This is a genomic window from Shinella sp. G-2, from assembly GCF_050172695.1.
In the GTDB taxonomy this organism is placed as follows: domain Bacteria; phylum Pseudomonadota; class Alphaproteobacteria; order Rhizobiales; family Rhizobiaceae; genus Shinella.
In genome coordinates this window covers 160,191-181,076 of sequence record NZ_JBBEYH010000004.1, presented here as the reverse complement: position 1 = coordinate 181,076, position 20,886 = coordinate 160,191, and the positions used below count along the sequence as shown (strand labels likewise).

Annotated in this window: 12 protein-coding genes; 2 read left to right on the top strand and 10 right to left on the bottom strand. The window is 67.3% G+C overall.

The features are described from left to right. The first annotated feature begins 224 nt into the window (after positions 1 to 224). Positions 225 to 5,678 carry an MG2 domain-containing protein gene (locus V8U06_RS09910; RefSeq protein ID WP_427140493.1) on the top strand — a complete coding sequence of 1,818 codons (5,454 nt, stop codon included), beginning with the start codon at positions 225 to 227 and terminating at the stop codon, positions 5,676 to 5,678. A 12-nt stretch (positions 5,679 to 5,690) separates the two neighbouring features. Further along, entirely contained in the window at positions 5,691 to 7,775 is a 2,085-nt protein-coding gene (pbpC, locus tag V8U06_RS09905; RefSeq protein ID WP_427140492.1) for a penicillin-binding protein 1C, read from the top strand. Positions 7,776 to 7,801: 26 nt separating this feature from the next. Here the strand turns inward: pbpC and V8U06_RS09900 are convergent, their stop codons facing one another. The 10 genes from V8U06_RS09900 to V8U06_RS09855 all read right to left on the bottom strand — a co-directional run bounded on the left by V8U06_RS09900 (position 7,802) and on the right by V8U06_RS09855 (position 20,823). Then, positions 7,802 to 8,605: a crotonase/enoyl-CoA hydratase family protein gene (locus tag V8U06_RS09900; protein WP_427140612.1), complete on the bottom strand. Its 804-nt coding sequence runs from the start codon at positions 8,603 to 8,605 to the stop codon at positions 7,802 to 7,804. 20 nt (positions 8,606 to 8,625) lie between these two features. Continuing rightward, the gene (locus tag V8U06_RS09895) at positions 8,626 to 9,501 is read right to left on the bottom strand and encodes a hydroxymethylglutaryl-CoA lyase (RefSeq protein WP_226920506.1); all 876 of its coding nucleotides are present in this window, start codon (positions 9,499 to 9,501) and stop codon (positions 8,626 to 8,628) included. Continuing rightward, positions 9,498 to 11,483 (bottom strand): acetyl/propionyl/methylcrotonyl-CoA carboxylase subunit alpha, encoded by a 1,986-nt coding sequence (locus V8U06_RS09890; RefSeq protein ID WP_427140491.1) that lies wholly within the window; start codon positions 11,481 to 11,483, stop codon positions 9,498 to 9,500. The genes V8U06_RS09895 and V8U06_RS09890 overlap by 4 nt, the downstream gene beginning before the upstream one ends. Positions 11,484 to 11,497: 14 nt before the next feature. Next, complete coding sequence (locus tag V8U06_RS09885) at positions 11,498 to 11,881, bottom strand: RidA family protein (protein WP_427140490.1); 384 nt, start codon at positions 11,879 to 11,881, stop codon at positions 11,498 to 11,500. A 12-nt stretch (positions 11,882 to 11,893) separates the two neighbouring features. Then, positions 11,894 to 13,501, bottom strand: a complete 1,608-nt coding sequence (locus tag V8U06_RS09880; RefSeq protein ID WP_427140489.1) for a carboxyl transferase domain-containing protein — start codon at positions 13,499 to 13,501, stop codon at positions 11,894 to 11,896. After that, positions 13,501 to 14,649 carry an isovaleryl-CoA dehydrogenase gene (locus tag V8U06_RS09875; protein ID WP_427140611.1) on the bottom strand — a complete coding sequence of 383 codons (1,149 nt, stop codon included), beginning with the start codon at positions 14,647 to 14,649 and terminating at the stop codon, positions 13,501 to 13,503. The genes V8U06_RS09880 and V8U06_RS09875 overlap by 1 nt, the downstream gene beginning before the upstream one ends. A gap of 37 nt (positions 14,650 to 14,686) precedes the next feature. Beyond that, on the bottom strand, positions 14,687 to 18,148 hold the full coding sequence (locus tag V8U06_RS09870; protein ID WP_427140488.1) for an indolepyruvate ferredoxin oxidoreductase family protein: 3,462 nt from the start codon (positions 18,146 to 18,148) through the stop codon (positions 14,687 to 14,689). Positions 18,149 to 18,310: 162 nt separating this feature from the next. Beyond that, positions 18,311 to 18,778 (bottom strand): Lrp/AsnC family transcriptional regulator, encoded by a 468-nt coding sequence (locus tag V8U06_RS09865; RefSeq protein WP_226920511.1) that lies wholly within the window; start codon positions 18,776 to 18,778, stop codon positions 18,311 to 18,313. Between the two features lie 105 nt (positions 18,779 to 18,883). Beyond that, positions 18,884 to 19,564 carry a permease gene (locus tag V8U06_RS09860; RefSeq protein WP_427140487.1) on the bottom strand — a complete coding sequence of 227 codons (681 nt, stop codon included), beginning with the start codon at positions 19,562 to 19,564 and terminating at the stop codon, positions 18,884 to 18,886. 68 nt (positions 19,565 to 19,632) lie between these two features. Next, the gene (locus tag V8U06_RS09855; RefSeq protein ID WP_427140486.1) at positions 19,633 to 20,823 is read right to left on the bottom strand and encodes an MFS transporter; all 1,191 of its coding nucleotides are present in this window, start codon (positions 20,821 to 20,823) and stop codon (positions 19,633 to 19,635) included. Positions 20,824 to 20,886 lie beyond the last annotated feature (63 nt).

The following is a 20,886-nucleotide window of genomic DNA, read 5'->3' as shown; positions in this document are numbered from 1 at the left end:
GATTTGGAGTCTGCGCCGATATGGTTAACAAAAGGTTAACGCGACGCCTCGCCAAAATTTTTCGCATTTCCTGCGATTGAACCGGCAAACTCAAACGTCTTCTCCCTGGTTCCATGCGCCATCCCCTTTGCCTCTCCCCCAAGCGCTCAGTCTTTCGATTGACAAGCCCGGGCGAGGTCGGGACAGTGGCGCGGCAACGAGACGGGCAGCGGTAGGAGGACTTCATGTCTATGCGCGCATTCTTCGGTTTCTCGGCACTTCTTCTTGCCAGTATCGCCTCCCCACCCCTTTCCGCACATGCGGAAGAAACGCGCACCGTCGTGACGACGGATAACAGCGACTATTTCGGTTTCGACCTGCGCACCGTGCAGGACGTGACGCTCGACCAGTGCAAGACCGACTGCATCGACGACATGTCGTGTCGCGCCTTCACCTATAATCCCAAGGTGAAGTGGTGCTTCCTGAAGAGCGACTTCAATCAGCTCAACCATTTCCAGGGCGCCATCGCCGGCAAGGTCGTCAAGGCCGACAATGCCGCCGATATCGGCGCGGCACCGGCGCTTTCCTTCATCAGCGATTACATGCTGACCGATGCCCGGGCCCTGCGCGACAATCTCTCCATGCCTTCCGGGCAGGAAGGCCAGGGCTCGGAAAGCCTCGCCTCGCTCGGCCGCATCGAGACGGCTTCCAGCCGCTTCGACGAGGCGCTCGCCGCCTACAAGGGCGCGCTCTCGATTGCGCCCGACGACTACTATCTCTGGATCGAGACGGCCGAATCCATGGGCCGCGCGAACAACAACAGCTATCTGGCCGGCCAGGGCGCGCTTGCCGCGATCAACGCCTACCAGCTCTCGCGCACGACCGAGACGCGCGCCCGCGCGCTCGCCGTGATGGCCGACACGCTCGACAAGTCGGCGAACTACCGCGCCGGCATCAACGCCTACAAGGCGAGCCTCGAGCTGAAGGACGACGTCGCGGTGCGCTCGGCCTATCTCGGCCTTCGCGCCCGCCAGGGCTTCCGCATCGTCAACCACACGATCGATTCCGACAGCGCCAATCCGCGCGCCTGCGTCGAATTCTCCGAACCGCTGGTCAAGTCCGGCGCGGACTACGCCTCCTTCGTCACGCTGGACGGCGCGGCGCCGAAGGCCGTCGAGGCGAAGGACCGGCAGATTTGCGTCGAGGGCCTTGCCCACGGCCAGCGCTACAAGATCGCCTTCCGCTCCGGCCTGCCGTCGGCAGTCGACGAACCCCTGGCATCGCCTGTCGATCTCGACGTCTACGTGCAGGACCGCGCCGCCATGGTGCGCTTCACCGGCGACGGCTTCGTGCTGCCCGGCAGCGTTCGCCGCGGCATCCCGATCGTCTCGGTCAACACCGACAGCGCCGACCTGAAGCTCTACCGCGTCGGCGACCGCGCCATTGCCGGGCTGCTCGCCGAAAGCCGCTTCCTCACCCAGCTCGACGGTTACTCCGCCAGCAATATCGAGGACCAGAGCGGCGAACTCGTCTGGCAGGGCAAGATCGACATCTCGCCGGAGCTGAACAAGGACGTCGTGACCAGCTTCCCGGTCGACGAGGCCCTGCCGCAGCGCAAGCCCGGCGTCTACGTGCTGACTGCCGCCGCCACGAACGGCCGCAGCAACGAGTGGGACGCCAAGGCGACGCAATGGTTCGTGGTCTCGGATGTCGGCCTCACCACCTATGCCGGCACGGACGGGCTCAATGTCTTCGCCCGCTCGCTCGACAGCGCCGGCCCGCTGGAAGGCGTCGAGCTTCAGCTCATCGCCAAGAACAACGAGGTGCTCGGCACGGCGACGACCGACGCCGACGGCCGCGCCACCTTCACCGCCGGCCTGATGCGCGGCACCGCCGCCAACACGCCGGCCGTCATTCTGGCCAAAAAGGGCGAAGGCGACTTCGTCTTCCTCGACATGACGCGCGCCGGCTTCGATCTTTCGGATCGCGGCGTCACCGGCCGTCCGGCGCCCGGCGCCATCGACGTGCTGACCTGGACCGAGCGCGGTATCTACCGCGCCGGCGAGACGGTGCATGTCTCGGCGCTTGCCCGCGACGTCGAATCCAATGCCGTCGAGAAGCTGCCGCTCACCTTCATCTTCAACCGCCCGGACGGCGTGGAAGACCGCCGCATGGTGGCGGAATCGACGCTCGGCGGCTACGCCGTCGACCTGCCGCTGCAGGAAAACAGCATGCGCGGCACCTGGACCATGCAGGTCCATACCGATCCGAAGGCGACGGCGATTGCCGAAAAGACCTTCCTCGTCGACGACTTCGTGCCCGACCGCATCGAATTCGACATGACGAGCGAGACCAAGGCCATCGAGACCGGCGTTGCCGCCCCCGTCTCCGTCGAGGGCCGCTATCTCTACGGCGCCCCGGGCGCAGGCCTCGAGATCGAAGGCGACGTCGCGTTGAAGCCGACGCGCGCGGATGCCGCCTATCCGGGCTATGTCTTCGGCCTTGCCGACGAGGAAGCCATCGAAGAGAACCGCATCCCGCTTGACGGTCTCGACGTGCTCGACGACGAGGGCAAGGCGACCTTCGACATCAACGTGACGGACCTTCCCTCCACCACCCAGCGCCTCGAAGCGCTCGTGACGCTGCGCATGACGGAAGCGGGCGGCCGTGCCGTCGAACGCAACCTCACCCTGCCGGTCAAGGCGACCGGCGCGATGATCGGCGTAAAGCCGGAATTTGCCGGCGACCTCTCGGAAAACAGCGTCGCCAACTTCCACGTCGTCGCGGTCGATCCGGACGGCAAGCGGGAGACGATGCAGGGCATGCCCTGGAAGCTGCTCGCCATCGAACGCGATTACCAGTGGTACCGCGAGGGCAGCTCGTGGCGCTATGAGCCCGTCATGACGACGAAGCAGGTCGCCAACGGCACGCTCGACGTCACCACGGACGGAGGCCGCATCTCGGCACCCGTCACCTGGGGCCGCTACCGCCTCGAAATCGAAAGCGCCGAGCCGGACGGGCCGGCGACCAGCGTGGAGTTCGACGCCGGCTGGTATGTCGCCGCGACCTCGACGGAAACGCCCGACGCGCTGGAAATCTCGCTCGACAAGGAGAGCTATGCCGTCGGCGACACCGCGAAGCTGAAGGTCTCGCCGCGCCATGCCGGCCAGCTTCTCATCACCGTCGGCGCGGAAAGCCTCGTGGCCACCCAGACCGCCAGCATCGGCGCGGAGGGCGGCGAGGTGGAAATCCCCGTCACCGAGGCCTGGGGCTCGGGCTCCTATGTCACGGCGACCCTCTTCCGCCCCGGCGCCGACCAGGAAAGCCGCATGCCGATGCGCGCCATCGGCATCACCTGGCTGAAGGTCGACCCCGCCGACCGCAAGCTCGACGTCGCGCTCGACGTGCCGGAAAAGACCCTGCCGCGCCAGCCGCTCGACATCTCGCTGAAGGTTGCCGGCGCCGGCGCCAACGAGGAAGCCTATATCACGGTTGCCGCCGTGGACGTCGGCATCCTCAACCTCACCCGCTATGAAGCGCCCGATCCGGCGACCTGGTATTTTGGCCAGCGCCGTCTCGGCATGGAGATCCGCGACCTCTACGGCCGCCTGATCGACGGCTCGCTCGGCACCACCGGACGGCTGCGCACCGGCGGCGACGGCGGCGAAGGGGCCCTCCAGGGCAACCCGCCGAAGGAAAAGCTCGTCGCCTTCTTCGCCGGCCCCGTAAAGCTCGATGCCGACGGCAATGCCAAGGTCAGCTTCGACATTCCGCAGTTCAACGGCACGGCCCGCGTGATGGCCGTCGCCTGGACGAAGACCGGCGTCGGCAGCGCATCGAAGGACGTCGTGATCCGCGACCCCGTCGTCGTCACCGCCAGCCTGCCGAAGTTCCTCGCCCCCGGGGACCGCGCCGACCTGAGGCTCGACATCGCCAACACCGATGCCCCGGCCGGCGACTACACGGTCGAGATCACCCACAACGCCTCCGTGATGGTCGAACAATCGGGCGCAGGCCAGACGGTGAACCTCACGCCCGGCGGCAAGACCGCCTTGACCCTGCCGCTCGTCGGCGGCGAGGCGGGCGACGGCCTCATCACGGTGAAGCTCTCCAATGGCGATGGCATGTCGCTCGAACAGGCGCTCAACGTGCCGGTGCGCCCGGCGGCGATGCCGATCACCACGCGCCGGCCGATCGAGATTGCCGCCAACGGCAGCCTGACCATCGACGACCAGCTTCTGGCCGACAGCCAGCTTGCCGGCGCCTCCGTCAGCCTCAGCGTCTCGCGCGCCGCGGCCTTCGACATTCCGGCCCTGCTGATGGCGCTCGACCGCTATCCCTATGGCTGCACGGAGCAGACGACGAGCCGCGCCCTGCCGCTGCTCTATCTCAGCGAGCTTTCCAAGCAGTCCGGCCTGCCGGAGGATCCGGAGACGCAGAAGCGCGTGCAGGACGCGATCTACCGCGTGCTCGCCAACCAGTCCTCGTCGGGCAGCTTCGGCCTCTGGTCTCCGGGCTATGGCGACCTCTGGCTCGACGCCTTCGTCACGGACTTCCTGACCCGCGCCCGCGAACAGAAGTTCGACGTGCCGGAGCAGGCCATGCTGCAGGCGCTTTCCAACCTGCAGAACTCCATCTCCTATGACGTGAACGTCTCCACCCAGGGCAACGAGATCGCCTATGCGCTCTATGTGCTCGCCCGCAACCGCAAGGCCGCGATCAGCGACCTGCGCTACTACGCCGACACGAAGCTCTCGGAGTTCTCCTCGCCGCTCGCCCGCGCGCAGATCGCCGGTGCGCTCGGCCTCTACGGCGATGCCCAGCGTTCGATGACGATCTTCTCCAATGCGCTCGGTCTTTCCCGCGACAGCATCATGACCGCCAGCCTCTCGCGCACCGACTACGGCTCGTCGCTGCGCGACGGCGCGGCGATCCTGGCGCTGGCGGCGGAAAGCCGGCCGGTTCCGGATGTCATTCCGGAACTGAGCAAGCTCGTCGCCAAGCAGTGGGAGACCAAGCGCTGGACCAGCACGCAGGAACAGACCTGGATGCTGCTCGCCGCCCGCTCCGTGAAGGATGCCGACAAGGACCTGAAGCTCGAAATCAACGGCGCCGAACGCGCCGGCGGCTATGCCGCGCAGATGACGGGCAAGTCTCTGCTCGAAAACCCGCTGACGGTCGTCAACCGCACCAGCGAACCGGTCTCCGCCGTGCTGACGACGGTGGCCGCCCCCGCCGATCCGCTGCCGGCCGGCGGCGACGGCTTCGCCATCGAGCGCACCTACTACACCCTCGACGGCGAAGAGGCGAACATCACGGAAGCGACGCAGAACGAACGTTACGTCGTGGTGCTGAAGGTGACGGAGCACAATAGCTGGGCGTCGCGCATCATCATCACCGACCTCCTGCCCGCCGGTTTCGAGATCGACAATCCGAGCCTCGTCGACAGCGCGAAGCTTTCCAACTTCGACTGGCTCGGCGAGACGGAAGCGGCACATACGGAGTTCCGCTACGACCGTTTCGTCGCGGCCTTCAACCGCAGCGAGGGCGAAAACCGCGACGTGACGCTCGCCTATGTCGTACGCGCCGTGACCCCCGGCACCTACGACCTGCCGGCCGCGCAGGTGGAGGACATGTATCGTCCGCAGTTCTCCGCCCGCACCGCGACCGGTCGCATGCAGGTCGTCAAGGCCGAGTAAGGGACGACGCCGATGACGCTCTGGCGCAAGCTCCTCATCGGGTCCCTCAGCGGGGCGGCGGCGATCGCCGCCCTCGCCTTCGGGCTCGACTATGCGGACCGCGCCTTTCCGCCACCCGTCGCCGTGGCGGAGATCGTCTCGAAGGAAGTGCTCGACCGCGACGGCCGCCTGCTGCGCGCCTTCGCGACACCCGAGGGCCATTGGCGGCTGAAGACCACGGCCGCCGATGTCGATCCGCAATTCCTGCGCATGCTCGTCGCCTATGAGGACCGGCGCTTCGAGGAGCATGCCGGCATCGACCCGCTGGCGCTGCTGCGCGCCGCCGGCCAGTTCGTCACCCATGGCCGCATCGTTTCCGGCGCCTCGACGCTTTCCATGCAGGTCGCGCGGCTGATCGAACCGCGCGAGAACCGCTCCATGCTGGCGAAACTGCGCCAGATGGCCCGCGCCGTGCAGCTCGAACGGCGGCTCAGCAAGGCCGAGATCCTCGATCTCTACCTGACGCTCGCGCCCTATGGCGGCAATCTGGAGGGCGTGCGCGCGGCGAGCCTTGCCTGGTTCGGCAAGGAGCCGAAGCGTCTTTCCGTCGCCGAAGCCGCCCTGCTCGTCGCCCTGCCGCAGCTTCCCGAAAAACGCCGCCCCGACCGGCACCGCGACGTCGCGGAAAAGGCGCGCGAGCGCGTGCTGACCCGCATGGCCGTCTCCGCCGTCATCGGCGAGGGCGAGGCCGAACGCGCCAGCACCGAGGCCGTGCCCGACCGTCGCCGCCAGCTCCCTTCCTATGCCGCGCATCTTTCGGAACTGGCGCTGCGCAAGGATCCGAAGGCGACCGAGCACAAGACATCGCTCGACCGTACGGTGCAGGACGGCCTGGAAACCGTCGCCCGCGAGGCAGCCGAACGGCTCGGCCCGAAGATTTCCGTGGCCATGGTGATGGCCGATGCCCGCACCGGCGAAATCCTCGGCGAGGTCGGCTCGGCGGATTATTTCGACGGCAGCCGCGCCGGCTGGATCGACATGACGCGCATCCGCCGCTCGCCCGGTTCGGCGCTCAAGCCCTTCATCTACGGCCTCGCCTTCGAGGAAGGCCTCGTCGCCCAGGAAACCATCGTCGAGGACCGCCCTTCGGACTTTTCCGGCTACCGCCCGCGCAATTTCGACATGACCTATCAGGGCGATGTCAGCGTGCGCAAGGCGCTGCAGCTTTCGCTCAACGTGCCGGCCGTGCGCCTGCTCGAGGCCGTCGGGCCGACGCGGATGATGGTGCGGTTCCGCCGCGCCGAGGTGCGACCCGAGCTGCCGCCGGGCGAAACGCCCGGCCTTGCCATCGGTCTCGGCGGTCTCGGCATCACGCTGCGCGATCTCACCCAGCTCTATGCGGCGCTCGCCAATCGCGGCAAGCCGGTGCAGCTCGGCGACGGCATCACGAACGATGCCAGGGTGATCGGCGGCGATCCGCTGCTCGACCCCGTCGCCGTCTGGCAGGTCTCGGACGTTCTCTCCGGCGTTACGCCGCCCGCCGGCAGCCGCCGCCTCGGCATCGCCTACAAGACCGGCACGAGCTACGGCTATCGCGACGCCTGGTCGGTCGGCTATGACGGCCGGCATGTGCTTGGCGTCTGGGTCGGCCGCGCCGACAATGGCGCCGTGCCGGGCCTGACCGGCTACGGCGCCGCCGCCCCCATTCTCTTCGAGGCCTTCGCGCGCTCCGGCATCGCCATCACCGCGCTCCCGCGCGCACCGGCCGGCGCGGTGCGCATCGCCCAGTCCGAACTGCCGGCGAGCCTTCGCCGCTTCTCGACCACGGCAAGCGGCCTCGTCGCGACGGTGGCGCGTGAACCTGCCCCCGAAATCGTCTACCCACCCGAAGGGGCGCATGTCGAACTCGGCGCGACGACCGGCACGGACATCTCGCCGCTGATCCTGAAACTCCAGGGCGGCCGCGCGCCCTTCCGCTGGCTCGCCAACGGCAAGGTGCTTCCCGACGCCTCGCGCCGGCGCACGACGCAGTGGATGCCGGAAGGCGCCGGCTTTTCGACGCTGACGGTAATCGATGCCGCGGGACGGGCGGCGAGCGTGCGGGTGTTCATCGAATAGGCGAGAGGCAACTCAGCCCCGCGCCCTCACGGTTTGCCGTCGGCCGGAACCCAGTTCGCCTTGCGCTTTTCCAGAAACGCAGCAATCCCCTCCGCCGCCTCCGGCGTCTCCCAGGTATCGGCAAGATGCGTCAGCGTCATGTCGATGAGCGCGTCGTCGATGGGCGGGGCGAGCGCATGGGCCAGCGCCTTCGACGCAGCGACGGCCTTAGGGGAGGCTGCGAAATAGGGCGCGATCTCTCTCTCCACCGCCGCGTCCAGTTCCTCCGGCGCAACGACGCCGCTTATGAGGCCGATCGCGATTGCAGTCTTTGTATCGAACAGGCGCGCCGAGGTGGCGAGCCGCAGGAAGGCGGCGGGCCCGATGCGGGCGGCGACATAGGGGCTGATCGTCGCCGGGATAAGGCCGAGGCGGGTTTCCGTCAGGCCGAAACGCGCACTCTCCCCGGCAATCGCCGCGTCGCAGACGCTGATCAGCCCGACGCCGCCGCCATAGGACTGACCGTTGACACGGGCAATCAGCGGCTTCGGCAGATCGCGCAGCGCCTTCAGCATCAAGGCGAGCTGGCGCGCCTCCGCGATGCGCTCCTCGCGCGTCGCGGCGATTTGCGCCTTCATCCAGTTGAGGTCACCGCCGGCGCAGAAGCTCTCGCCCTCGCCCGTCAGCACGACGATGCGCACCGCCTTGTCCGCGCCGAGACGCCCGGCAGCCGCGGTGAGTTCGCGGATCATCAGGCCGGACAGCGCATTGTGCTGCGCCGGGCGACGGAGGGTGAGCACCGCGACGCCGCGCCGATCGATGGCGACCGAGAGGGTCTCGAAAGTCATGATTGCACTCCTGTGCGCAAACGCTACGCGCTCTTTCTCGTGTCGCTCTTGCCGGTGATGCGCCGGGCGAAAGCCGCCGCCGCCGCGAGTTTCTGCCGGTCGAGCCCGGTTTCGTAGCCTTCCGCCGCCAGCATTTCGGCGACGGCGAGAGTATCGACATTGCCACGCGCACCCGGCGCATAGGGGCAGCCGCCGAGACCGCCGACGGAGGCGTCGAACACCGTCAGGCCATGGTCGAGCGCAACGCGGATATTGTCCAGCGCCAGGCCGTTCGTATCGTGGAAATGGCCGGCGAGGTTTTCCGGAAACGCGACGGCGAGCACGACATCCAGCATGGCCGCGACCTCGGCGGGCCGCGCCCGCCCGATCGTGTCGCCAAGGCTCACCTCATGACAGCCGAGGCGCAGGAGCTGGTTCGTCACCCGCGCCACGGCGCAGGGCTCCACCGGCCCGTCATAGGGGCACTGCACCACGCAACTGACATAGCCGCGCAGGAGGATGCCATCTGCCCTCGCCGCTTCCGCCACCGGCCGCGCACGCTCGATGCTCTCGGCAATCGAGCAGTTGAGATTGGCGCGCGAGAACCCCTCGGAGGCCGAGAGGAAGACGGCGACTTCATTAACGCCGGCCGCCTTCGCCGCCTCGTAGCCCTTCATGTTGGGCACCAAGGCCGCGTAGGAAATGCCGGGACGGCGACGGATGCCGGCCATGACGGCCGCGCCGTCGGCCAGTTGCGGCACCCATTTCGGGCTGACGAAGCTCGTCGCCTCGATGCGCGAGAAGCCGCAGTCCGAAAGCAGGTCGATCAGCGCGATCTTCTCGGTAGACGGAATGATCGCCTTCTCGTTCTGCAGCCCGTCGCGGGCCGCCATCTCGACGATCTCGACGCGCCCGCTCATGCCGCCTCCTCTGGCTCCAGCTGGAGGAGGAGCGCGCCCTCCGCCACCTGGTCGCCCACCGCGACCGGCACCGCCGCCACCACCCCGTCGCGGGGCGCGGCCAGCACCAGCTCCATCTTCATCGCCTCCATGGTGACGAGCGCGTCACCCTTGGCGACCCGCGCGCCGGGCGCGGTCGTGACGATGCGCACGAGCCCCGGCATGGGCGCCGACAGCCGGTCGCCGCCCGCCTGCGCCGCGCCGTGATGGCCGGCCGCTTCGGCGCGGGTGAAGGCGTGGCCATGGCCGCGGCTGAAGAGGACGATGCCCGTCTCGTCGCGATGCACCGTGGCGGGGAATGTATGGCCGTCGAAGGCGACCCGGACGGTGCGCCCATCGCTCGCCTCAAGGCCGATCTCCGTCGAAAGGCCACTGTGCTCCACGCGGAAAAGGTTGCTGCCGAGAAGTGTGACGCGCAGCGCATGCTCCTCTCCGCCATGCTCGAGGAAGACCGTCTGCGCCGCCCCGCCCCAGAGACGGAAGCCGCGGATGTGACCCCAGGGATCCGCATCACCCGATGCATCGAGGAAACCGAGCGCCGCAAGGGCGGCGAGGGCGAAAACCTCTTCCGGCGCGCCGGGCTCAGCCAGCAGCCCCTCGCCCGCCCGGCCGATCAGGCCGGTATCGACATCGCCGGCGGCAAAGGCCGGCAGGCGGCAAAGCCGGGCAAGGAAGCCGGCATTGGTCGTTACGCCGCCGACGCGGCACTGCTGCAGCGCCGTCTCGAGCTTCGCCAGCGCCTCGGCGCGGGCGCGGCCATGGGTGACGACCTTGGCGATCATCGGGTCGTAATAGGGCGTGATGACATCGCCCGCGCGCACGCCGGAATCGATGCGCACGCCCTCCGGCCCCTCGAAGACCGAGAGGCGTCCGGTGGCGGGCAGGAAATCGCGCGCCGGGTTTTCGGCATAGAGCCGCGCCTCGAAGGCCCAGCCGTCGATGAAGAGCGCATCCTGCCGTTTCGGCAGGGGCTCGCCGGCGGCGACGCGAAGCTGCCATTCGACGAGGTCGAGACCGGTGATCGCTTCCGTCACCGGATGCTCCACCTGCAGGCGCGTGTTCATCTCCATGAAATAGAAGCGGTCCTGCCGGAGGCCTTCGGACACGTCGGCGATGAACTCCACCGTGCCCGCGCCGCTATAGCCGATGGCCGCCGCCGCGCGCACCGCGGCCGCCCCCATCGCCTCGCGCATCTCGGCCGTCATGCCGGGGGCCGGCGCCTCCTCGATGACCTTCTGGTGGCGGCGCTGCAGCGAGCAGTCGCGCTCGAAGAGATGCACGACATTGCCGTGGCCGTCGCCGAAGACCTGCACCTCGATATGGCGGGGCTTGGCCATGTATTTTTCCACCAGCACGCAGCCGTCGCCGAAGGCGCTTTCGCCCTCGCGGCGGGCGCTTTCCAGCGCGGCGGCGAAGTCCGCCGGATGGTCCACCCGCCGCATGCCCTTGCCGCCACCGCCGGCGCGCGCCTTGATCAGCACGGGATAGCCGATGGCTTCCGCTTCGCCGGCCAGGAAGACGCTCTCCTGCCGCTCGCCGTGATAGCCGGGCACGACGGGAACGCCCGCCTTCTCCATCAGCGCCTTGGCGGCGTCCTTCAGGCCCATGGCGCGAATGGCCTTGGCAGAGGGACCGATGAAGGCGAGGCCGGCGGCCTCCACGGCCTCGACGAAATCGGGATTTTCCGACAGGAAGCCGTAGCCGGGATGCACGGCCTCCGCGCCGCTCGCCTTGGCGGCTTCGATGATCGCCGCGATGTTCAGGTAGCTTTTCGCCGCTTCCGCCGGACCGATGCGGATGGCCTCGTCGGCGAGCGCGACATGCAGCGCCGCCCGGTCGGCGTCGGAGTGGACGGCGACCGTCGCGATGCCCATGCGCCGTGCGGTGCGGATGACCCGGCAGGCGATTTCGCCGCGGTTGGCGATGAGGATCTTTCTGAACATCCCGGCTCCGGTTCTCATCGCGCTGCGATGGCCTCGACTTCGAGCTGCCACTTCTCGTCGAAGATCGCGCAGATGACGACGCTCATCGCCGGGGCGATGGCACCGAGATATTCGCTGCGGATCTCGCGATTGGCGGTGGCGTGGTGCCGGTCGGACAGGAAGGTCGTCACCTTGACGAGATCGGCCTTCGTCACGCCCGCCGCTTTCAACTGCGCGTCGATATTGCGCCAGACGAGCCGCGCCTGATCCTCGAAAGTCTCCGGCACCTTGTCGTCGTCGCCGACGGGGATCTGGCCGCTGATGAAGACCAGCGTCTTGAAATCCTCGATTTTCACGGCCTGCGAATAGCCGCCGCGCGCGGCGGGCGCGTTCTTGGCATTGATCGATTCGCGTTTCATCACTTGCCTCCTCTACATCCTGAAGACGCCGAAACGGGTGGGCTCGATGGGCGCGTTGAGCGCCGCCGACAGCGAAAGCGAAAGCACGTCGCGCGTCTTGCGCGGATCGACGATGCCGTCGTCCCAGAGCCTGGCCGAAGCATAGAGCGGATGGCTCTGGCGGGCGAACATGTCGATGGTCGGCTGCTTGAAGGCGGCCTCCTCCTCGGCGCTCCAGCGTCCGCCGGTGCGCTCGATGCCCTCGCGCTTGACGGTCGCCAGCACGCCGGCCGCCTGTTCGCCGCCCATGACGGAGATGCGGCTGTTCGGCCAGGTCCACAGGAAGCGCGGCGAATAGGCCCGCCCGCACATGCCGTAATTGCCCGCGCCGTAGGAGCCGCCGATCAGCACGGTGAGCTTCGGCACATTCGCCGTCGCGACGGCGGTGACGAGCTTGGCGCCGTGTTTGGCGATGCCCTCGGCCTCGTATTTGCGCCCGACCATGAAGCCGGTGATGTTCTGCAGGAAGAGGAGCGGAATGCCGCGTTGCGCGCAGAGCTCGATGAAATGCGCCCCCTTCAGCGCGGCCTCGGAAAAGAGCACGCCATTGTTGGCGATGATGCCGACGGGAAGGCCATGCAGCGCCGCGAAACCGCAGACGAGCGTGGTGCCGAAACGCGCCTTGAACTCGTCGAAGCGTGACCCGTCGACCACCCGGGCGATGACCTCGCGCACGTCATAGGGCGTGCGTGTATCGGCCGGCACGATGCCGAGCAGCTCTTCCGGATCGTAGAGCGGGGCGTCTCCGGCGCCTGATTTCGTAATCTCTGGCTTACGCATATTGAGGTTCGCGGCGATCTGCCGGGCGATTTCCAATGCGTGGCGGTCGTCGCGGGCGAGATGGTCGGCAACGCCGGAAAGGCGGGTGTGGACGTCGCCGCCGCCAAGGTCTTCCGCCGTCACCACTTCGCCCGTCGCGGCCTTCACCAGCGGCGGGCCGGCGAGGAAGATGGTGCCCTGGTTTTCGACGATGACGGTCTCGTCGCTCATGGCGGGCACATAGGCCCCGCCCGCCGTGCAGCTTCCCATGACGACGGCGACCTGCGGAATGCCGGCCGCGGACATCTGCGCCTGGTTGTAGAAGATGCGGCCGAAATGATCGCGGTCGGGGAAGACCTCGTCCTGGTTCGGCAGGTTCGCCCCGCCGGAATCGACGAGGTAGATGCAGGGCAGCCGGTTTTCCGCGGCGATCTCCTGCGCGCGCAGGTGCTTCTTCACGGTGATCGGATAATAGGTGCCGCCCTTCACCGTCGCGTCGTTGCAGACGATCATGCATTCGCGGCCGGCGACGCGGCCGATGCCGGCGATCATGCCGCCGGAGGGCGAGGCGCCGTCATAGAGGCCGTGGCCGGCGGTGAGGCCGATTTCGAGGAAGGCGGAGCCGGGGTCGAGCAGTTGCGCCACCCGGTCGCGCGGCAGGAGCTTGCCGCGGGAAACGTGACGTTCGCGCGCCTTCGGCCCGCCGCCATCCATGGCGAGGGTCGCCGCCTCTTCCACCAGAGCCAGTGCGTCGAGCATCGCCTTGCGGTTGGTCGCAAAGGTCTCGCTGCGCGTGTTCACGGCCGAGGGAAGCACCGGCATTACAGCGTCTCCTGAAAGATTTCACGGCCGATCAGCATGCGGCGGATTTCGGACGTGCCGGCGCCGATCTCGTAGAGCTTGGCGTCGCGCAGCAGCCGGCCGGTCGGATAGTCGTTGATATAGCCGTTGCCGCCGAGTGACTGGATGGCGTCGAGCGCCAGTTTCGTCGCCATCTCGGCGGAATAGAGGATGCAGCCCGCCGCGTCCTTGCGCGTCGTCTCGCCGCGGTCGCAGGCGCTCGCCACGGCATAGACATAGGCGCGGCAGGCATTGAGCGCGACATACATGTCGGCGACCTTGCCCTGCATCAGCTGGAACTCGCCGATGGGACGGTCGAACTGCTTGCGCTCATGAATGTAGGGCACGACCACGTCGAGGCAGGCCGCCATGATGCCGAGCGGGCCGCCCGAGAGCACGACGCGCTCATAGTCGAGGCCGGACATCAGCACATTGACGCCGCGCCCGACCGTGCCCATCACGTTCTCCTCCGGCACCTCGCAATCGACAAAGACGAGTTCGCAGGTGTTGGAGCCGCGCATGCCGAGCTTGTCGAGCTTCTGGGCGGTGGAGAAACCCTTGAAGCCCTTCTCGATGAGGAAGGCGGTGATGCCGCGCGAGCCGGCCTCGGGGTCGGTCTTGGCATAGACCACCAGAACGTCCGCATCCGGCCCGTTGGTGATCCACATCTTGTTGCCGTTCAGCACGTAGCGGTCGCCGCGCTTTTCCGCGCGCAGCTTCATGGAGACGACGTCGGAGCCGGCGCCCGGCTCGGACATGGCAAGGGCGCCGACATGCTCGCCGGAGATCAGCTTCGGCAGGTATTTTTCGCGCTGCGCCGGCGAAGCGTTGCGCACGATCTGGTTGACGCAGAGATTGGAATGGGCGCCATAGCTGAGGGCGACCGAGGCCGAGGCGCGGCTGATCTCCTCCATCGCCACGCAATGGGCGAGATAGCCCATGCCGGAACCGCCGAGGCTTTCCGGTACGGTGATGCCGAGCAGGCCGAGATCGCCCATTTCCCGCCAGAGCGGCATGGGGAAGTTGTTGCTGCGGTCGATCTCCGCCGCCTGCGGCGCGATGCGGTCCATGGCGAAACGCCGCACGCTTTCGCGCAGCGCCTCGATGTCCTCGCCAAGCCCGAAGCTCATGCCGGCGTCATACATATCCGTCCTCCCCTCGCGGTTCTCAAGCGACCGCCTTTTCCTGTCCTGCCGTCTCGAAAGCCGTGCGCATGCCGGCCTCGCGCGCCTTCACGCGCCTGGCCGCCTCCTCCTTGACGGGGCCGTAGCCGCGAATCTCGCCGTAAAGCGAAAGAAGCGCAACGGCGGCGTCACGGTTCTCATGGGCAAGGCCTTGCAACACCTGGCCGACCATCGCTTCGTAGTCGGCGATGAGCTGGCGCTCCATGCGGCGCTCGGCCGTGCGGCCGAACGGATCGAAAGCCGTGCCGCGCAACCCCTTGAGGCGGGCAAGAAGCCCGAAGGCCGGCAGCATCCAGCGGCCGAAGCGGCGCTTGCGCGGCCGGCCATCGGCATCCTCACCCTTGAGGAAGGGCGGCGCGAGGTTGAAGGCGATGCTGTATTTGCCTTCGAACTGCTCGGCGAGCCCCGCCTTGAAGGCCGGATCGGTGAACAGCCGCGCCACCTCGTATTCGTCCTTGTAGGCAAGGAGCTGGGCATGGACATGGGCGACGGCGCGCGTCAGCTTGTCGTCCAGCCCCAGCGCCGTCTCCGCCGCCTGCACCCGGTCCACCAGCGCCTTGTAGCGGTTCGCGAGCGCGGCGTTCTGATAGGCGGTCAGGTGCTTCATGCGGTGGGCGATGAGATCGGCCGTCGTCATGGTCTCCAGCGTCGGCACCGGCTTGCCCGGATGCAGCAGGCGCTCGGCGCGGGCGGGATCGGCGGCGATCAGCCGGCCCCAGCCGAAGGCCGAGAGCGTGGCGTCGACGGCGACGCCGTTGAGCGCGATCGCCTGTTCGATGGACTGACGGGTGAGCGGGATCAGCCCCTTCTGCCAGGCATAGCCCGTCATCAGGATGTTCGTCGCCATGGCATTGCCCGCCACCTTTTCCGCCACCGTCGTGAAGTCGAGCAGGTATGAGGCCTCGCGCAGCGCGGCGCGCACCGTGCCCTCCACGTCGCGGCGGCGGAAATCGAAATCGCGCTTGCGCACGAAATCGGCGACCGGCGTCAGCTTGGTGTTGACCACCCCCGTCGTGCGGTGCGGGTCGCAGAGCGTCGCCGCATCCTTGGAGGCGGCCACCACGTCGTCGGCGGCGATCAGGAGGTCCGCCCCGCCGGTGATGATGCGCGGCGAGGAGACGTCCTGGTCGTGCAGGCCGATGCGCAGGTGGCTCATCACGGCCCCGCCCTTCTGCGCGAGGCCGGCCATGTCGAGGATCATCGGCGACTTGCCGTCGAGATGGGCGGCCATGCCGAGGATCGCGCTGATCGTCAGGATGCCCGTGCCGCCGATGCCGGCGATGGCGATGTTGTAGGAGCGGTCGCCGATGCGCGCGATCTCGGGGTCGGGAACGCCCGTCATATCCGGGTTGGACCGCGCCGCCTTGCGCAGCCGCCCGCCCTCCACCGTCACGAAGGACGGGCAGAAGCCCTTGAGGCAGGAATAGTCCTTGTTGCAGATCGACTGGTTGATCTTGCGCTTGCGACCGAGCGCGGTGTCGAGCGGCTCGACGGACACGCAGTTCGACTGGGTGGAACAGTCGCCGCAGCCTTCGCAGACCGCCGGATTGATCATCAGGCGGACCGGCGGATCCTCCATCAGGCCGCGCGAGCGACGGCGGCGCTTTTCCGCCGCGCAGGTCTGCACATAGACGATGGCCGAGCAGCCGGGCGCCTCGCGGATATCCCGCATCACCCGGTCCATCTCGTCGCGGTGGCGCACGATGACACCGGGCGCGAGCATCGAGGCCGAATAGGCTTCCGGATGGTCGGAGACGAGGTAGATCGGCGTGACGCCTTCATCGTGAAGCTGGCGCGTCACCGCTTCGGGGCTGATCGGCCCGTCGACGGCCTGACCACCGGTCATCGCCACGGCGTCGTTGTAGAGCAGCTTGTAGGTGATGTTGACGCCGGCGGCGACGGACTGGCGCACGGCCAGGATGCCGGAATGATAATAGGTGCCGTCGCCGAGATTGACGAACATGTGCTTTTCGTCGGTGAAGGGCGCGATGCCCGACCACGGAACGCCCTCGGCGCCCATATGGGTGAAGGTCATCGTGTCGCGGTCCATCCACTGCACCATGTAGTGACAGCCGATGCCAGCCGCCGCGCGGCTGCCTTCGGGCACCTTGGTGGAGGTGTTGTGCGGACAGCCCGAGCAGAAATAGGGCACGCGCTCGACCGGCGCGGTATGCGTCTTGCGGATCTTCTCGCGATCCAGCAGATAGGCAAGCTCGTCGGAGATCACCGTCTTCAGCCCGGCGTCGAACTCGAACTGTAGGAGCCGCGAGGCAATGGCCCGTGCCACCATGCCCACCGTCAGCGCCTGCGAGAGGGGCAGGAACGGGTGGTCCTGATGGTCGAACTTGCCGATGATGCGCGGCCGCTCGCCCGGATGCCAGTTGAAGAGTTGCTGCTTGATCTGGTTCTCGATGATCTCGCGCCGCTCCTCGACGACGAGCACCTCTTCCAGCCCCTGCGAGAATTCGCGCACGCCCTCCGGCTCCAGCGGCCAGGGCATACGGACCTTGTAGACGCGCATGCCGATCTCGGCCATTTCCGCCGGCCCGAGCGACAGCTCCTTCAGCGCCTGCAGCACATCCTCATAGGCCTTGCCCGAGGCGATGATGCCGAAACGGGCGCGCGGCACGTCATGCGTCACCTCGTCCACCCGGTTGGCGCGGGCAAAGGCGATGGCGGCGTAGCCCTTGTAGGTTTGCAGCCGCTCGTCCTGCGGCAGCGGCGGATCGGGCCAGCGCAGGCTGAGCCCGCCCGGCGGCAGTTCGAAGTCTTCGGGAATGACGAATTGCCGGCGCTCGCCGGCAAGGTCCACCGAAGCGGTCGTCTCGACCGTGTCGGCGATGAACTTCATGCCGACCCAGCAGCCGGAATAGCGCGACATCGCCGTGCCGAGCAGGCCGTATTCGACGAATTCGTGGATGGACGAGGGATAGAGCACCGGGATCAGCGCCGACATGAAGGCATGGTCGGACTGATGCGGAATGGAGGACGACTTTGCCGAATGGTCGTCGCCGGCAAAACAGAGCACGCCGCCATGTTTCGAGGTACCGGCGGCATTGGCGTGCTTCAGCACGTCGCCGCAACGGTCGACGCCCGGCCCCTTGCCGTACCAGTAGCCGGCGACGCCGTCATAACGCGCGCCCGGCGACAGATGCAGCTGCTGGGTGCCCCAGACGGCGGTGGCGGCCAGATCCTCGTTGACACCCGGGCGGAACACGATGTCGTGCGCGGCCAGATGCTTGCCGGCCTTGGCAAGCTGCTGGTCGTAGCCGCCGAGCGGCGATCCGCGATAACCCGAGATGAATGCGGCGGTGTTCAGGCCTGCGGCGCGGTCGCGCCGCATCTGAACGATCGGCAGGCGCACGAGTGCCTGGATGCCGGAAAGGAAGATCCTTCCCTCCTCCGCCGTATACTTGTCCTCGAGAGAAAAGCTCTGCTTCAGCATGACTTCCTCCTCGATGGCTCTCCTCCACGAAAGCCATCCTCCTAATGTAGGAGCTTACGCAGAGATTGGGAGGAGCGCGTCCTTATTTTCGCGGTTGAAAATCATGTCTTTAGGATGCCATCCGCAAAAGGTGCCGCCTGACGCAAAGCCATCCTATTCCGTTCAAAGCGGGACGCGATGCGTGTTTTTCAGTTCGTCGAGCGCGAAGCTGGAATTGACGAAACCGACGCCCGGCAGCTTCAGCAGCGCCTTCTTCAGGATTTCCTCGTACTGGCGCACGCTGCTGGTCAGGACGCGCAGCACATAGTCGTGATCGCCGGTCATGGAGTAACACTGCACGACCTCGGGCATGTCCTTCACCGCCCGCTCGAAGGCGAGCAGCGTCTCCTCGTCGTGCTGCTTCAACCGCACGAAACAGAAGACCGAAACCTCGAAGCCGACGAGCTTGGGATCGACCGCGACGATGCGGCCGCGAATGATGCCGAGCCGCTCCATTTCCTTGATGCGCCGCCAGCAGGGCGTGTGGCTGAGGCCGACGCGCTCGCCGATCTCGGCCACCGTCAACTCCGGTTCGGTTTGCAGAAGCCGCAGGATCTTGCGGCTGGTCTCGTCCAGAACGCCCTCAGCCATGTCAGCGCCGCGCCTCCCGCATCCCATTGTCTGTCGCCATGCGCCGCACCTCCCGATTCCGCGTCCGAGTTCTAGCCTGAAAAGAAGGGCGGGCAACAGGGCCCATCAGCCCCGCATGCCCCCCAGCGCAAGGGAGAGTACCGCCGACGCCAGCACCAAAAGCACGGTCGCCTCCACGACGACCCGCACGACGATGAGGAGCGCCGCAAGCCGGCCGATCTTCAGGTCGTGCTGGAACCAGCGGGTTTCGACGACGAGGTACCAGAGCAGCGAGAGAACGAGGATCACGATCCCGGCGACGACCAGTTCCCGCTCGCCGGTGCGCGCGAAATTCGCGCCGGCGCTGACACCGAAGGCAAAGGGCGCGGCGACGTAACACTGGCTGTAGAACGGCGGCTTCAGCGTCTCGCGGTCGAGCCCGGCCCCGCTTCTCCTCAAAAGCCGCACGGCCATCAGCAACGGAAAGATGCTGAAGAGGAAGGCGCGAAAGATCAGGAGATTGGTGTCGTTGCGCAGGATCTGCGGCAGCATGCCATCGTCCCGGTGGGCGATCAACGCCAGTTCAAGGCCATGGGCAAGAAGCAGTGTCAAGAGCAGGAAGAGCGGCGGGCTCAGCGTGTCCTTGTAGCGCTCCTCCAGCGTATCGCCGAGTTCCACATCCGCGTAACGCATCATCTGCCGCGGCCGGGTGAGCGTGCGCCACAGCGTCACCGGATAGAAGACGAGCCAGGATACCAGCTCGTAAAGCAGCTCCTCCAGCGATTGCAGCAGGCGCATGAAATCCATGAAGCGGCTCCCCGGTGGCGCGTCCGCTCTGGCATAGAGCGTTTTGCCACCACCGGGAAGCCCGGGGCTCATACCGGGCGGGTGCGCACCGCCGAAACGATGGTGAGTGCGGCAAGGAAGAGCACGACGCCGCTCGCCATGAAGACGCTGGTCACGCCGATGGCATCGAACATCACGCCGCCGGCCGCCGCGCCCGTGGCGATGGCGAAGTTGACGGCTGCGACGAAGAGGCCCCCGGCGGTTTCGGCTTCATCCGGCACGGCGCGCGTGATCCAGGTCGACCAGGCGACCGGCACCGCCCCGAAGGCAAGGCCCCAGAGCGCGACCATGGCCGCATCGCCGGCAAGGCCGCCACCGAAGACGGACAGCGAGAGCGCCAGGACGCCCATGACGACCGGCATGAGGGTGAGCGTGAGGCGCATCGACCGTTCCAAGAGCAGCGCACCCAGCGAATTGCCGAAGAAGGTGGCGATGCCGAAGCCGAGCAGCACGGCCGACACGCCCTCGACGCCGAGGCCCGTCACCGTTTCAAGGAACGGACGGATATAGGTGAAGAAGGCGAAATGGCCGGTGAAGACGAGCAGGATCGCCAGCATCGCAAAGCCGACCCCCGGCCGCGCCAGCACCTCGACCAAGGTGCCGAAGCGCGAATGGCCGCGCGGCGGCAGCGAGGGGAGCGCAGCGAGCTGCACGACGAGGGCGAGCACACCCAGCACGGCCGCGCCGAGGAAGACGTTACGCCAGCCGACGATATCGCCGACATAGCTGCCGACCGGCGCGGCAAAGACCGTCGCCGCCGAAACGCCGAGGAACATCACCGACAGCGCCTTCGCCACATAGGCTTCCGGCACCAGCCGCATCATGGTCGCCGCCGAGAGCGTCCAGAAGCCGCCGAGCGCCATGCCGAGCAGCACGCGGCCGGCCAGAAGCATCGGCAGGTTCGAGGCCATCGCGACCATGAGATTGGACAGGATCAGCAGAACCGAAAGGCCGAGCAGCACCAGCCGCCGGTCGAGCCGCCCCGTCACCACCGTGATCACGAGGCTCGTCACCAGCGCGACCGCGGCCGTCGCCGTCACCGCCTGCCCGGCCATGCCTTCGCTGATGCCGAGATCCGCCGCCATCGGCGTCAGGAGGCTCGCCGGCAGGAATTCCGCGCCCACCAGTCCGAACACGCCGAGCGTCATCGCAAGGACCGCCCCCCAGGCCGGACGCGCGTCCACCGCGTCGTCTGGCGCCAAAACTGTTGCATCCGTCATCTGCCGTCCCTTTCCTGTTGCAGTGCGTGCGGAAAAGGTGGGTTGAAAACAGGGACGCACAAT